This window comes from Spirosoma fluminis (genome assembly GCF_054778895.1).
Map to the genome: position 1 here is coordinate 553171 of NZ_BAAGZD010000004.1, position 12069 is coordinate 565239.

14 protein-coding genes are annotated in these 12069 nt (G+C 52.3%); 8 read left to right on the forward strand and 6 right to left on the reverse strand.

The features are described from left to right. The first annotated feature begins 7 nt into the window (after positions 1-7). Together ACYVBJ_RS07850 and ACYVBJ_RS07855 are read left to right on the forward strand one after the other, a co-directional pair. The gene (locus ACYVBJ_RS07850; RefSeq protein WP_460981742.1) at positions 8-988 is read left to right on the forward strand and encodes a DUF1028 domain-containing protein; all 981 of its coding nucleotides are present in this window, start codon (positions 8-10) and stop codon (positions 986-988) included. 19 nt (positions 989-1007) lie between these two features. Further along, positions 1008-1952, forward strand: a complete 945-nt coding sequence (locus ACYVBJ_RS07855) for a DUF2279 domain-containing protein (protein WP_460981743.1) — start codon at positions 1008-1010, stop codon at positions 1950-1952. A 91-nt stretch (positions 1953-2043) separates the two neighbouring features. Here the strand turns inward: ACYVBJ_RS07855 and ACYVBJ_RS07860 are convergent, their stop codons facing one another. After that, complete coding sequence (locus ACYVBJ_RS07860) at positions 2044-2643, reverse strand: outer membrane beta-barrel protein (RefSeq protein ID WP_460981744.1); 600 nt, start codon at positions 2641-2643, stop codon at positions 2044-2046. Positions 2644-3217: 574 nt separating this feature from the next. Here ACYVBJ_RS07860 and ACYVBJ_RS07865 point away from each other — a divergent pair. The 5 genes from ACYVBJ_RS07865 (at position 3218) to ACYVBJ_RS07885 (ending at position 5841) form a co-directional block, all read left to right on the forward strand. Beyond that, positions 3218-3622, forward strand: a complete 405-nt coding sequence (locus ACYVBJ_RS07865; protein WP_460981745.1) for a DoxX family protein — start codon at positions 3218-3220, stop codon at positions 3620-3622. A 409-nt stretch (positions 3623-4031) separates the two neighbouring features. Next, positions 4032-4334, forward strand: coding sequence for a phosphoribosylpyrophosphate synthetase (locus ACYVBJ_RS07870; protein ID WP_460981746.1), 303 nt, complete (start codon positions 4032-4034; stop codon positions 4332-4334). A gap of 92 nt (positions 4335-4426) precedes the next feature. Then, the gene (locus ACYVBJ_RS07875) at positions 4427-5062 is read left to right on the forward strand and encodes an MCP four helix bundle domain-containing protein (protein ID WP_460981747.1); all 636 of its coding nucleotides are present in this window, start codon (positions 4427-4429) and stop codon (positions 5060-5062) included. 116 nt (positions 5063-5178) lie between these two features. Next, positions 5179-5370, forward strand: a complete 192-nt coding sequence (locus ACYVBJ_RS07880) for a hypothetical protein (RefSeq protein WP_460982136.1) — start codon at positions 5179-5181, stop codon at positions 5368-5370. Between the two features lie 63 nt (positions 5371-5433). Further along, a complete protein-coding gene (locus ACYVBJ_RS07885) occupies positions 5434-5841 on the forward strand; it encodes a DUF4332 domain-containing protein (RefSeq protein WP_460981748.1) in 408 nt (135 codons plus the stop codon). 74 nt (positions 5842-5915) lie between these two features. Here the strand turns inward: ACYVBJ_RS07885 and ACYVBJ_RS07890 are convergent, their stop codons facing one another. Both ACYVBJ_RS07890 and cdaA read right to left on the reverse strand, forming a co-directional pair. After that, a complete protein-coding gene (locus tag ACYVBJ_RS07890) occupies positions 5916-6671 on the reverse strand; it encodes a hypothetical protein (protein WP_460981749.1) in 756 nt (251 codons plus the stop codon). A 47-nt stretch (positions 6672-6718) separates the two neighbouring features. Then, positions 6719-7528, reverse strand: coding sequence for a diadenylate cyclase CdaA (cdaA, locus tag ACYVBJ_RS07895; RefSeq protein WP_460981750.1), 810 nt, complete (start codon positions 7526-7528; stop codon positions 6719-6721). 195 nt (positions 7529-7723) lie between these two features. On the opposite strand from cdaA, the gene ACYVBJ_RS07900 reads away from it, so the two are divergent. Beyond that, on the forward strand, positions 7724-8569 hold the full coding sequence (locus tag ACYVBJ_RS07900) for a UbiA prenyltransferase family protein (RefSeq protein ID WP_460981751.1): 846 nt from the start codon (positions 7724-7726) through the stop codon (positions 8567-8569). A gap of 70 nt (positions 8570-8639) precedes the next feature. Here ACYVBJ_RS07900 and kdsA read toward each other — a convergent pair whose 3' ends face one another. From kdsA to ACYVBJ_RS07915, 3 genes are read right to left on the reverse strand one after another with little or no spacing between them, the layout of a single operon-like run. Then, entirely contained in the window at positions 8640-9491 is an 852-nt protein-coding gene (gene kdsA, locus ACYVBJ_RS07905) for a 3-deoxy-8-phosphooctulonate synthase (protein ID WP_460981752.1), read from the reverse strand. Positions 9492-9533: 42 nt separating this feature from the next. Further along, a complete protein-coding gene (locus ACYVBJ_RS07910) occupies positions 9534-10604 on the reverse strand; it encodes an iron-containing alcohol dehydrogenase family protein (RefSeq protein WP_460981753.1) in 1071 nt (356 codons plus the stop codon). A 47-nt stretch (positions 10605-10651) separates the two neighbouring features. Further along, positions 10652-11848 carry a DegT/DnrJ/EryC1/StrS family aminotransferase gene (locus ACYVBJ_RS07915; protein WP_460981754.1) on the reverse strand — a complete coding sequence of 399 codons (1197 nt, stop codon included), beginning with the start codon at positions 11846-11848 and terminating at the stop codon, positions 10652-10654. Positions 11849-12069 lie beyond the last annotated feature (221 nt).

Sequence of the window (12069 nt, forward strand, 5' to 3'; positions counted from 1 at the left end):
TGCTTTTATGATAAAAATCAGTTTACTACTGCTGAGTATACCGTTGCTGGTTCATGCGCAACGAACGCGTAATGGTGACCCCTTTGCCCATACGTTCTCCATCGTTGCCCGTGATGAAAAGACCGGCGATTTATCGGTGGGCGTGCAGAGTCACTGGTTTTCGGTTGGTACCACCGTTTCCTGGGGCGAAGCCGGAGTTGGCGTCGTGGCGACACAATCGTTTATCAACAAATCATTTGGCTTGCGTGGACTGGCCTTGCTGAAAAAAGGCAAAACGGCGCAAAAGGCACTGGATGAACTGTTACGTCTCGACGACGGGCGAGATATGCGTCAAGTAGCGATTGCCGATGCGAAAGGGAACGTAGCGGTTTATACCGGTAAAAAATGCGTCGATTTTGCCAGCCATCGCAAAGGCAAAAACTACTCGGTGCAGGCCAATATGATGCTGACCGATAAAGTGCCGGGGGCTATGGCCACCGCTTTTGAAAAGAATACTGATCTGCCTTTACCCGAACGCGTTTTATCAGCCTTAAACGCAGCCCAGGCCGCTGGCGGTGACATTCGGGGACGGCAGTCGGCTGTTGTTTTGGTCGTGAAAGGAAAGTCGACGGGGAACCCGTGGAATGATAACCATATGGTTGACCTGCGCGTGGATGATGCCGACCAGCCGTTACGTGAGCTGGATCGGCTGTTACGTACCCACCGCGCCTATGAGCACATGAACCGCGGTGACCTGGCGGTTGAAAACAACGACATGAGCAAAGCCATGCAGGAGTACGAAGCCGCCATGAAGCAGTTTCCGCAAAACCTCGAAATGCAGTATTGGACCGCCATTGCCTTAGCTAATTCAAAGCAGGTACCCAAGGCCGCGAGCATGCTCAACCGCATCTATGCCAAAGATGCAAACTGGCGTGAACTCACCCGACGATTACCCAACGTTGGCCTGCTAACGGTATCTTCTGCGGAGCTGGCGCAGTTGGTGAAGTGATAATCGGCTACTTTTGGGCATGAAACAATGGATACGGGCTACAGCATTGATTGGTTTATGCCTGCTCATTCTGGGTCAATCCGTTCAGGCACAACCGTTGCCAGCTGCCCCTGTCATACCTGATCAACCAGGCATAAATCAGGGTCGATTTATTGGCGTAGTCGCTGGTACGGCGGCTTTTTACACCATTACCCTGTTACTGCTGCGGAAGCAGTGGTACAAAAAGAAAGTCCCGTTTCATAGCTTTAACGACAATGCCGAGTGGTTGCAGATGGACAAGGTCGGTCATGCGGCTACGGCCTATTGCATGAGCCGGGGTGGCTATGAACTCATGCGCTGGAGCGGTGTCAATGAGCGAGCCAGTATTCTGACTGGCGGACTCCTGGCGCTTTTATTTCAGACAACCCTTGAGGTCTTTGATGGGCACTCGGAAGGGTGGGGGTTTTCGAAAGGCGACATGGTGGCCAACGTGGCGGGAACGGCCCTGTTTGTTGGACAGCAGTACAGCGCCGGGCAGCAGTTTGTGAGTTTGAAATACGGATTTCGTCAAACGATTTTCCCGTCCTACCGCCCGAACCTGCTCGGGAAAACGATTGGCCAGCAGATGCTCAAAGATTACAATGGACAGCAGTATTGGCTATCGGTGAATCTGGCATCGGTGTTACCCGTTGGCCCGTCGTTTCCGCGCTGGTTAAATCTCGATCTGGGTTATAGCGGCAGCGGCATGATTGGCGGACACGAGAATCCACGCGTCGTTGATGCCAATGGGCGCGAGTTGAAGTTCGAGCGGTACCGACAATTCTTTATTTCGCCGGATGCTGATTTGTCGCGCATCGGTACGTTCAGCCCATCATTGCAGCGATTCATCGGAACAGTGCAGTTCTTCAAGATACCCGCACCGTCGCTGGAGTTTAACCGGGTAAAGGGCTTCCGGCTCCACCCGTTGATTCTTCCTAAAGAGTGAAAGAGTTAATGAGCGAAATCGAACCGCCGAAGCAGAGTGAAAAAGCGTTTCAGCAATGCAGCGCTTTTTCGCTCATTAACTCTTTCACTCTTTAATACCGCCCTCCGCCGATGTCGACGCCGAATTTGATGCCGAAGTACGAGTTATTGCTCTCGTAGTTGAAATTGCTGCCCGATACGCTTCCAATGAATCCCGTTGTTTTGGGAATCAGGTTGTATTCAAGTCCGAAGTTGAAGTGACCGGCCTTGAAACCAGCGCGAACCAGACCGCCAAATTTGGTACCCGCAGCAATGTCGCCATCCGTTGTTCCCTGACCACCCGTAACGGTAAAGCCGGTAGCCGCCGTTGAAAATAAACCAGCACCCACGCCTACGTAGGGACGGAAATTGTTGGTGGAAATAAGGTACGTTCCGGTCAGTACGAATGAAGACGCGGCTTTTAACTCGCCATCAGCATCCTGACCATTGATGGTGTAGGCGCGGGCCATAGCCGCCAGCTCATACCGCAGGCCGATGTCGAACTGATCGTTTACGCCGTATTTGGGTTCCAGCGAGAAAAGCACACCGCCCGACGCGCCTGGGCCGGTGGGTTTGGCGTAGCCTAACGAGATGTTGAATTTGAAGGGTTTAAACTCTTGAGCCGAGGCAGATAAGGTAACAAACAGGAGAAAAACAGGAAAAATCCGTTTCATAGCAATAACATTAACGTGGAATGGTAGGAACAACTAAACAAAGAATTGCGCGAAGCTAACCCATTTTTACGACGTAACGCCACCAGGATTATACATTCCCTGATCAACAGTACATCGCGCGCGGGGTCAAGTACGTAACGATTAGCCGGCCAAAACTCTCTCTGGCAACTCTTCGGGATAAATAGCCTGTTACGGCCACCCCTTAACCTGCAAAAAGCAGGTTTATTATTGTGATTGCTATGAGGCCCGGAGTTGGCGCGCGGGGCAGAGGATTAACAAACTCAGGGTGAGGTCGGTTATCGTAAGGAGGCTGTTGCTGTTACTGCTTGTTTATGTCTCTTGCTGAATCTGCTTGGCACAAGCCGCTGGCCGAGTCTGGCTTCAACATAGCCACATCGAGCTTCATAATGCAGCTTAGATAAGGGAGGAGACACTCGCTGAACACCGACGCAAAAAAGCATTCGTTCAAAATAGCTTCAGCCTATAGTTGCTTTCTGGTCCGGCTCGTTCCCGTTTCGGTTCATTGGCTGCACTTACAGATTGGTATTCACCATTTTCTAATTTGATACGTATTATGGACAAACTACTTGCTCCCTACACACCGCATCTGTTCGCTCTTGTGCGCATTGTAGCAGGCCTGCTTTATGCATCCCACGGCAGTCAGAAGTTACTGGGCATTCCCGGCGGTGGCGAACCCGTACCCTTGCTGTCGATGATGGGTGCTGCGGGAGTGATTGAACTGGTGGGTGGCCTGCTTATTGCTATTGGCTTGTTCACGCGCGTGGCTGCGTTCATTGCCAGTGGACAGATGGCCGGGGCTTATTTTATCGCACACGTACCACAGGGCTGGGTGCCACTCCTCAACAAAGGTGAACTGGCGATGCTGTACTGCTTCCTCTTTCTATACATTGCGGCCCACGGTGCGGGTATCTGGAGTGTCGACGGGCAGTCGAGACGTACGGGCTACACACCTCGGTAACTGGTCATATCACTGCTGAATGGTAGCTACGTTTAACCGCTAGATTCTTCAGACATCGCCGGGCGGCTAACCGAATCCTGGCTATTGTGGTGCTGAATGCGATTATTGATTTTGTTCAAAAAAAGCGTCGGCTAGACACTGAGACCCTCCAGAAGATGGAGGCCTATTTCGCGCAGGTGCAGCCCACTACGCTACATTGCCGAACTGCCATTTGATTCGGATCGCAGGGTCATGACAACCCGGCACCAGACAACTGTCTCCGCAATAAACTCTGAACGTGCTCTGTTATGAACGTATGGGAGACTCTCGTTCGGCAGGGCCTCCGGTAATTGCCGTTCGCGACACGTCATTGTTAGCCCAATTTTCCTAAATTGACAGCCGAGTGCTAGTTAAACCAAAACCCTAACCGATGAACCCTTACGTCACTTTATCCGGAACGATGAATGAACTACAGAAGCAAGGCTACGTAGAAGATTTTAATTTACTGCAACAGTGCCTTGAATGCCGCAACGGTCAGTACAAAATCTTTGCGGATGACTTCGTGGTTGACAGCTTCTATCGCTTTGAAGGCCCGAGTGACCCGTCGGATATGGCCATATTGTACGCCATTTCGTCGGAGCGCTACGGACTGAAAGGGTTACTGGTCAACGGATATGGCGTTTCCAGTGAGTCCGTTACCGACGAGATGCTGCAAAAACTGGCTGTGAGATAGGTAGGGCTGCATAGCCCTCCTAATAACGGGCGCAGGTACGTTACGTCAAGGCTTGCTTGGCTGCCCAACCGCAGTATTAATTTAAGAATCGTATGGAAAAAGACCTCACTAATCGTTCGCGTACACGTATTACCTTGTTAATCATTAGTCTGTTAGCTTTAGTGTTGACAAGCGTTTTTCTGAGTCGCCGTACCGTTAACGAGATTCAGGAAGCCTCCGCTTCGATTTTCAAAGACCGATTGGTCCCCACGGCCATCATCACCAAACTAACTTCACGAGTGTATCAGAAGCGGTTGCTGCTTGAACCATATCTGGTGAGCAATGGTCAGGCTGATGGAGGCTCGGTAGGGTCCAGGCTGGAGCGGATCAACCGCCAGATCGATTCGTTGCTGACCGAATTTGACCGGACTAAACTGACTGACAAGGAAGCAAACCAATTGAATCTGCTGAAACAACGCCTGGCTGCTTACAACCAGCTAGAAGAAGAATTTACCACGAACATAGCCGATTTGCCGAAAGCCCGGCAGGCTTTCGTTGCGGGTACTGGCAGCACGGCCTTTAATCAGGTGGCCCAAACGCTGGCTGATCTGTCAGCACTGCAGTTGTCGGTGGGCGAGGACCTGATCAGTGAGTCGCGAGGCAACGCAAATTATATCTACGTAGTAACGGCGGTCCAGATTGGCCTTGTACTGATTATTGGCGTGAGTTTCTTCTGGAATCGTCTATAACACAAAAAGTAAAACTTCATTACGATGCGTGGCGCTTTGGGGAGTGCGTAAAGCAGCCAGCCGCCTGCTTCCATTGCCCGTACATACAGAGCACTGCTGAGTGAACGCGGTTGAAAATGGCCGAAATAAGCATGACATTTGACGAATACCTTATCCAGAAAAAGATCGACGCGGCCCGATTTCGGCAGTCTGAGCCGGACCGCTACGTCGAATGGCAGCGGGAGTTTGCCCAATTGCACCCCGATAGCTTTACCGCACAAAAGAAATTTCTGGTAAACGATACCCGGCGTAAGTACCTTCTGCACTAAATTGTGTGTAGAAGCCTGAAGGTCAGGCAGCATCCTCAAATTTTAACCTAGATTCCAATGGTCATGAGCATTGCATTGGGAGAGCTGCGCGGTGTTACGGAAGCAGTTCTGAATGCCTTAAAAGGGCAGGGATTAGTTGACGGAAATGCCTTGTTGGAAGCGGCAAAAACACCTCAGGGACGAAAGGCCCTGGCCTCGGCCTCGGGTGTTGATGCTGCAGCTATCCTGGAACTGGCGAATCGGGCTGACTTAGCCCGGATCAAAGGTATTGGCCGCGTCTACAGCGACTTAATGGAAGAAGCGGGGGTTGATACAGTGAACGAATTAGCCCACCGGGTACCCCAGAATTTACACGCTACGTTAATTCAGATTAACAAAAAACGCCAGTTCACCCAACGACCGCCTTCGGTGGAGCAGGTGAGTGATTTTGTGGAGCAGGCCAAAAAATTACCCGTTCTGCTAGAGTATTAACGGCAAAACGTTGGGAGTCGCCAGCTTTTTTGGCCGCGGCTCCCTTACGTACTAATCGGCAACTCCTGTTTGTATCAGAACGTGGCCAGTATACCCACGGATGCGTAGTTGATCCAGGTGAAGTTGTAGATGGTTTCGGTATCGGCACCGCCTTCCAAAACCCGGTAGCCTCCTTTCAGCCCAATCTTATCGGTTACCTGATACGTTACTCCACCGAAGATGTCTTCAGCCCGCCCTTGTTTTGCTCCCAGGGCGTCGCCTTCCAGTAGCAGTCCCAGGCGTTGCGTTGGGCGGTACGCTACGTAGAAATTAACCAGCGGCACGAAGCCGACATTGTCGAAGTTTGTATTCCGGTTGTTCGATTCGCCAGCCAGCCGGATGTTCGCGTCGCGGATCTTGGCCGTTAGTCCCAACCCGACTCGCCAGCGATCACGCGCCACGAAGTCGTAGCGATAGGTAAGCCGGTACGAGTTAAACTTATAGTAGGCCGTGAGCGGTTGACCGGTAGCGTAAACAAGATTGTTGAACGTTACCTCGCGATTGAAGCTACCTTCGTACCGAACCGTAAGCGGAGCGTAAAGGGCAGAAATCGTGTGCCGGTTGTTAAATGTATAACCAAGCCGCACGCGGTAAAACACTTTTGGCTTTTCCGAGAGGTCGGACGAGAGGTCGAACTGAGTACCGCCCACGTTCGGTATGCGGACGTCGTTGTAGTTAGTCCCCAGTACAACCCCTGATTCCAGATCGAGCCGGAGCTGCGCGGAAACAATGGAAATACTGCTGATTAATAAAGCTACCGACAAGGCAGCCCGTCGTAAGAATCGTTGCATAAATCGTTGCGTGTTTTCTTACGCAAACGACAGATGATAAGAAAGGTTTACCGGGCCGCGCCCGGCTCACGGAGGTAGCGTTCGAGCCGATCTTCCAGCTCGGCCAACGGCAAATTGGTAAATAGCTCACCATTAAGAGCCAGCGCCAGCCTGCCGCTTTCTTCAGAAATGGCAATGATAGCCGCGTCGGTGGCTTCGCTCATGCCGAGTGCCGCCCGGTGCCGAAAGCCCAGAGCCGGAGGCAGTTCGTCATCGTTGGATACGGGCAGAATGCAGCGGGCCGCCCGGATGCGCCCGTCGCCAATGATCACCGCGCCGTCGTGCAAGGGGCTGTACTGGCTGAAGATAGCCAGCAGCAGTTGCCTGGAGATATCGGCTTCAATAATCTCGCCCGACCGCACAAATTTATCCAGATCGTCATTTTTTTGCAGCACCAGCAGGCCCCCCGAAAACTCGGTGCTCAGCGATTTGCAGGTCTCCAGAATGGGTTTGAGGGGTGTCTGAAGGTCGGCCGGGTTTGTTTGCCGCAATAACCACCGACGCAGCCAGCGACTGTTGGTCAGATTTGTTGATTTGCCGATCAGCAGGAGAAACCGTCGTATTTCCTGCTGGAAGATGATAATCAGGGCCAGCGCACCAACACTGATGAAGTACTCAAGAATGGTGGTCATCAGGTTCAGGCCGAGCGCCTTAACCAATAAGTACGCCAGATAAACCAACAGATAACCAACAAAAACCCGACTGGCGACACTCCCCCGGACGAGATTATAAATCTGGTAGATCAGTAAGGCAACCAGGCCAATGTCGAGTAAGTCGAGCCAGCCAATATCTAAGAATCCCAGGCGAAAAGCCAGCATGAACGAAAGGCGAATAGTTTGGGCTAAATATAAACAGAATCCCGTCGGTACACCTCCCAAACTTAGCAAAGGCACATAAACCTTGAAGTACGGCAAAGGCTTTGTCCGGATTCTGGCGTATCAACACGAGCTTGCGCTCGCCGTTCCGAAAAGAAGATGAACAGCTTAGCCAGTCCGTCGGTTTTTTATACACTGATGAATCGTTTGCTACGTATCGGCCAGACCGCTGTTGACTATTTGCTGTTCAGCAATGTATTCATTGCCTGTTGTGCGCTGGCTATGACCGCCGGAACGGCTTCTGTATTTGCGCTTGATTTGCCCCGATCGTTCTGGGGGTTATCGTTTGCGGGGGCAGTGTGCAGTTACTCCCTGCACAGCTACTTGACGCTCCCGGTTGATGCGTCCCGCCGTCGATTGCATTGGATTGACGCGCATCGAAGGTTGCTGGTTAGGCTATTTGCCTGCGGAGCCATTATAGCGCTGTATTGGCTTTGGCAGCTTCGGGCGTACTGGCTGTATTGGCTACCGGCGGCCGTCGTTACGTTCCTGTATACGGCCCCTAAAATCAATCGATACCCGTTTATGTATCTGCGTAAAGTCGCCGTTCTGAAAACACTGTACCTGGCCGGGGCCTGGACGTACGTAACGGTGCTGTTACCCCTACTGATGACCGTTACGGTCTGGCAGGAGCGGATGAGCTGGTGGGCACTTAACCGGTTTTTCTGGCTCTACTGCGTTTGCTTCTGGTTCGATTACCGCGACCGGGCTGAAGATGGGCAATCGCGTTATCTGACCCTGGTCGCTGGCATGAACGAGCGACAGGCGACCTTGTTTTTTTCGGCGCTTGTGGGGAGCTTTACCTTTACGCTCTTTCAGTTGTACGAACACGGCTTCTCGGCTGATCAGCTGATGAGAGCAGCGCTGCCGGTTGTTCTCTTGGCGCTGGTAACAAACCAGTTACGTCACACAACATCCGATTACTGGTATTATGGCTACGTAGATAGCCTGTTACTGTTGTCGGGAGCTGTGTGGCTTGTGTAGTGATGAAACACTTGTAGTAAAAAAGGCAGACGCGCAGGTTCGCCGTGGTGGTCCTACGCGTCTGCAATTATTAAGCCAATACCGGCCGGGCTGAAGCGTATTTAACCGCTACAGCGTGTAGTTCGAGCAGGGGCTTGAGAAACTCTTCAAGCTGACCGATGTTGAGCTGACTGGCTGCATCACATAAAGCCTCAGAAGGGCAGGGGTGAGCCTCGACAAACAGACCGTCAACACCCGCAGCGACACCGGCACGCGCCAGAACCGGCAAGTATTCACGCGCTCCACCACTCGCGCTCGACGATGGAATGCCATACTTACGAATGGCGTGCGTTACGTCGAACACAACCGGATAACCTGTATTCGCCATGTGGAAGAAACTGCGCGGGTCAACGACCAGGTCATTGTAGCCGAATGTGTATCCCCGTTCGGTCAGAATAATTTGGTTGTTGCCAGCGTCCTCAATTTTCTTCACCGGGTGTTTCATGTTGTCCGGTGCCAGAAACTGACCGTGTTTCACGTTGACGATACGTCCGGTTTTCGCGGCCGCAACGATCAAGGTCGTTTGCATACACAGATAAGCCGGAATCTGTAATACGTCCACCACTTCGGCAACGGGCGCGGCCTGGTCGGGGTAGTGAATGTCGGTCAGCAGTGGGAAGCCGAACTGCTCTTTTACCTTGGCAAGGATGGCAATCCCTTTTTCCAGACCGGGGCCAGTGTAATAATCCAGGCTAGAGCGGTTGTCTTTCTGGAACGACGATTTATAGATGATCTTGATTTTGAGCCGTTCCGAGATCTCTTTCAACTGCTCAGCCACTGTCATCATGGTGTGCTCGTCTTCAATTACGCAGGGCCCCGAAATCAGGAACAACTCTTCTGAGCCGCAATCAATATCGCCAACACGAACAATTTTCTTTTCCATTTTTTGTACTGGTTTTAAGTAGAAAGACGCTAATGACTTAGATTACAAGCGCCGGAACAAATCTTTCAGACCATCAATCGTAATCTGCTCTTCCCAGTTCTCGCCAATGGCATGGCGCCACATGTGCGGCAGGTTATACGATACGTGCGCCATCTTCGTGATGGTATCATCGTCCCATTCCGCCGATAAACCCGTTGGCAGTGCAACCTGGTTGAGGGCTGCTAATTCCTTGAATTCAGCGACGCCTTCCCGGTAGTAATCGTCGAGGTGGTTCATGATCAGGCAGTTGGCGTAGCAGTGCCGGGTGCCCAATATCTTCGACAAGCCGTACGATAGGGCATGGCAAACTCCTACCTCTGAATACGTCAGACTTAACCCCCCCATCATCGACGCCACCATGAGTTTGTCGTCGTTTTCGGGCGTCTGCCCACCTTTGTATACCTGGCGGCAAAGACTCAGCGCCTGCTCGGCGTACGAATGTGAATACGCATTGTTGAACTGTCCATTCTCCGACTCGATGCAGTGAATGAACGTATCCATACCGGTATAGAACCACCAGTCGCGCGGTACCGTTGCAATGAGTTCAGGGTCGAGCACAAGCTGGTTAAATACCGTCCATTCGCATTTCAGGCCCAGTTTCTTAACGGGACCCGTCAAAACGGCGGTCATAGAAACCTCTGCACCCGTACCCGAAATGGTTGGTACGCCCACGTGGTAAACACCTGGTTTTTTGACCAGGTTCAGGCCCTGGTACAGCGTAGACGAGCCTTCGTTGGTCAGCATCAGCGACAACGCCTTGGCAATGTCCATGATACTACCACCACCGATGCCGACAACACCGGCTGGCAGACCTTTGCTGCCGAGAATCTCGTCACGTAACGTATCGATTTGGTCCGTAGTGGGTTCGTGTTCTTCGACACTGATGAAATACACCAGGTCACCCTCCTGAACGGGTATGCGGTTTTCGAGGGGTTTGCCTTTGAAATACGCATCCACGACAAACACCATATACGGATTCGGGCCTACTCGCTGCGGGGCCAGCACATCGCCCAACTGGTCGAAACTCCCCCGGCCGAAGACGGTCTTTTCGACGCCTTTAAAATTTTTATGCATTAACGCGTAGATTGAATGTAAATAAAAGAGGCAGGGTAGACCGGCAACTAAGCCGCTACCGGTACGGCCCTGTTAACAGCAGCTTCGATCTGGCTGGCCAGGGTTTCGACTTCTTCCTCGGTCCAGCTTGCCCGAATGCCGAACGAAATCAACCGGCCGATTACGCTTTGAGCTTGGGGAATATCGAGGTTGCTGTAGTCCTGCGGAGCACCCAATTTTTCGATGGGCAGGGCGGCAGCCGTTCTCATTTCCTTGATGTGATCCCACTGGTTAATGAAGTGATACATATTCGTAAACCAATAGTTGAAGCCTCCCACGCCAGCCGACTGCAACTCAGCAACCGTCTGGCGGGCTGCGGCTTCGTTCGGCAGCAGCAGGTTCAGGAACGTAGCGGAATCGCCGTTTGGATCAGGAATGCGTGCGAACGAAATACCTGCCACACCCGAAAGTCGTTCCATCAGCCGCTTTTTATGCTTGTTGTTTTGCGCAACGATCATGGGCACCCGGCGCGTTTGAGCAAGGCCCACGGCTGCGTGTAACTCGCTGATGCGGTAGTTAAAGCCCAGGATGGGGTGTTGCTCCATACCCCGGTTGCTCCCGATGTGGTCGTGGCCGTGGTCCGAGAAGTTATCGGCGTATTTGTAGGTTTGTTCGTCGTTGGTAACGAAAATACCGCCTTCGCCCGCCGTGGCAATCTTGAAGAAGTCGAAGGAGTAGGCACCCGCGCGACCCCACAGGCCCGTTGAAACGCCCTTATAGCTAGCACCCATAGCCTGTCCGGCATCTTCAACCAGTACCAGGTTATGTTCGTTGATTACGGCCATGATGGCATCCATATCCGCCATTTGTCCGCACATGTGTACCAGGCAAACGCCTTTCGTACGGGGCGTAATCGCCCGGCGGATACCGTCGGCACTGAGGCAGAGCGTATCGTCAATATCCGCGAAAACGGGTAAAGCGCCAGCTAACAGAACCGCTTCAATGGTGGCGATGTACGTAAAGGGAGGCACAATAACTTCGTCGCCAGCGCCGATGCCCGCGGCTACCATCGCGCAGAGCGCAGCCGCCGAACCATTGGCAACGGCGTGAGCGTATTTAGCGCCGACAAGTTTGGCTACTTCGGCTTCGAACTCACGGGCTTTGTAGATGTTGTTACGTTGTGCTTCGTGATTATAGCGAAACAGGATACCTGTTTCGAGAACATCATTGATTTCGGCGCGCTCCTGGGCTCCAAAAAACTCCATGCCGGGCATAGAAGAAGTGTTTACGTTGGAAATGAAAGTCTGACATGCGGGCGAATCGGGCAACGAGTACCGTCAGCCAGCACACTGTTCTTACAAACAGTTATTCACTAAGAATTTGGCAAAGCAGACCTACTCCGGGCGATGAGGCCAACAAGGAACGGTATGTCTTGCTAATTTCGCTCCAAATTTACGGAAGCTAGCGCATAGTCGGGCTACCTTCT

Coding starts and splice junctions, on each gene's coding strand:
- ACYVBJ_RS07850 (WP_460981742.1), top strand. CDS start 8: ATGATAAAAATCAGTTTACTACTGCTGAGTATACCGTTGCTGGTTCAT.
- ACYVBJ_RS07855 (WP_460981743.1), top strand. CDS start 1,008: ATGAAACAATGGATACGGGCTACAGCATTGATTGGTTTATGCCTGCTC.
- ACYVBJ_RS07860 (WP_460981744.1), bottom strand. CDS start 2,643: ATGAAACGGATTTTTCCTGTTTTTCTCCTGTTTGTTACCTTATCTGCC.
- ACYVBJ_RS07865 (WP_460981745.1), top strand. CDS start 3,218: ATGGACAAACTACTTGCTCCCTACACACCGCATCTGTTCGCTCTTGTG.
- ACYVBJ_RS07870 (WP_460981746.1), top strand. CDS start 4,032: ATGAACCCTTACGTCACTTTATCCGGAACGATGAATGAACTACAGAAG.
- ACYVBJ_RS07875 (WP_460981747.1), top strand. CDS start 4,427: ATGGAAAAAGACCTCACTAATCGTTCGCGTACACGTATTACCTTGTTA.
- ACYVBJ_RS07880 (WP_460982136.1), top strand. CDS start 5,179: ATGGCCGAAATAAGCATGACATTTGACGAATACCTTATCCAGAAAAAG.
- ACYVBJ_RS07885 (WP_460981748.1), top strand. CDS start 5,434: ATGAGCATTGCATTGGGAGAGCTGCGCGGTGTTACGGAAGCAGTTCTG.
- ACYVBJ_RS07890 (WP_460981749.1), bottom strand. CDS start 6,671: ATGCAACGATTCTTACGACGGGCTGCCTTGTCGGTAGCTTTATTAATC.
- cdaA (WP_460981750.1), bottom strand. CDS start 7,528: ATGCTGGCTTTTCGCCTGGGATTCTTAGATATTGGCTGGCTCGACTTA.
- ACYVBJ_RS07900 (WP_460981751.1), top strand. CDS start 7,724: ATGAATCGTTTGCTACGTATCGGCCAGACCGCTGTTGACTATTTGCTG.
- kdsA (WP_460981752.1), bottom strand. CDS start 9,491: ATGGAAAAGAAAATTGTTCGTGTTGGCGATATTGATTGCGGCTCAGAA.
- ACYVBJ_RS07910 (WP_460981753.1), bottom strand. CDS start 10,604: ATGCATAAAAATTTTAAAGGCGTCGAAAAGACCGTCTTCGGCCGGGGG.
- ACYVBJ_RS07915 (WP_460981754.1), bottom strand. CDS start 11,848: ATGGAGTTTTTTGGAGCCCAGGAGCGCGCCGAAATCAATGATGTTCTC.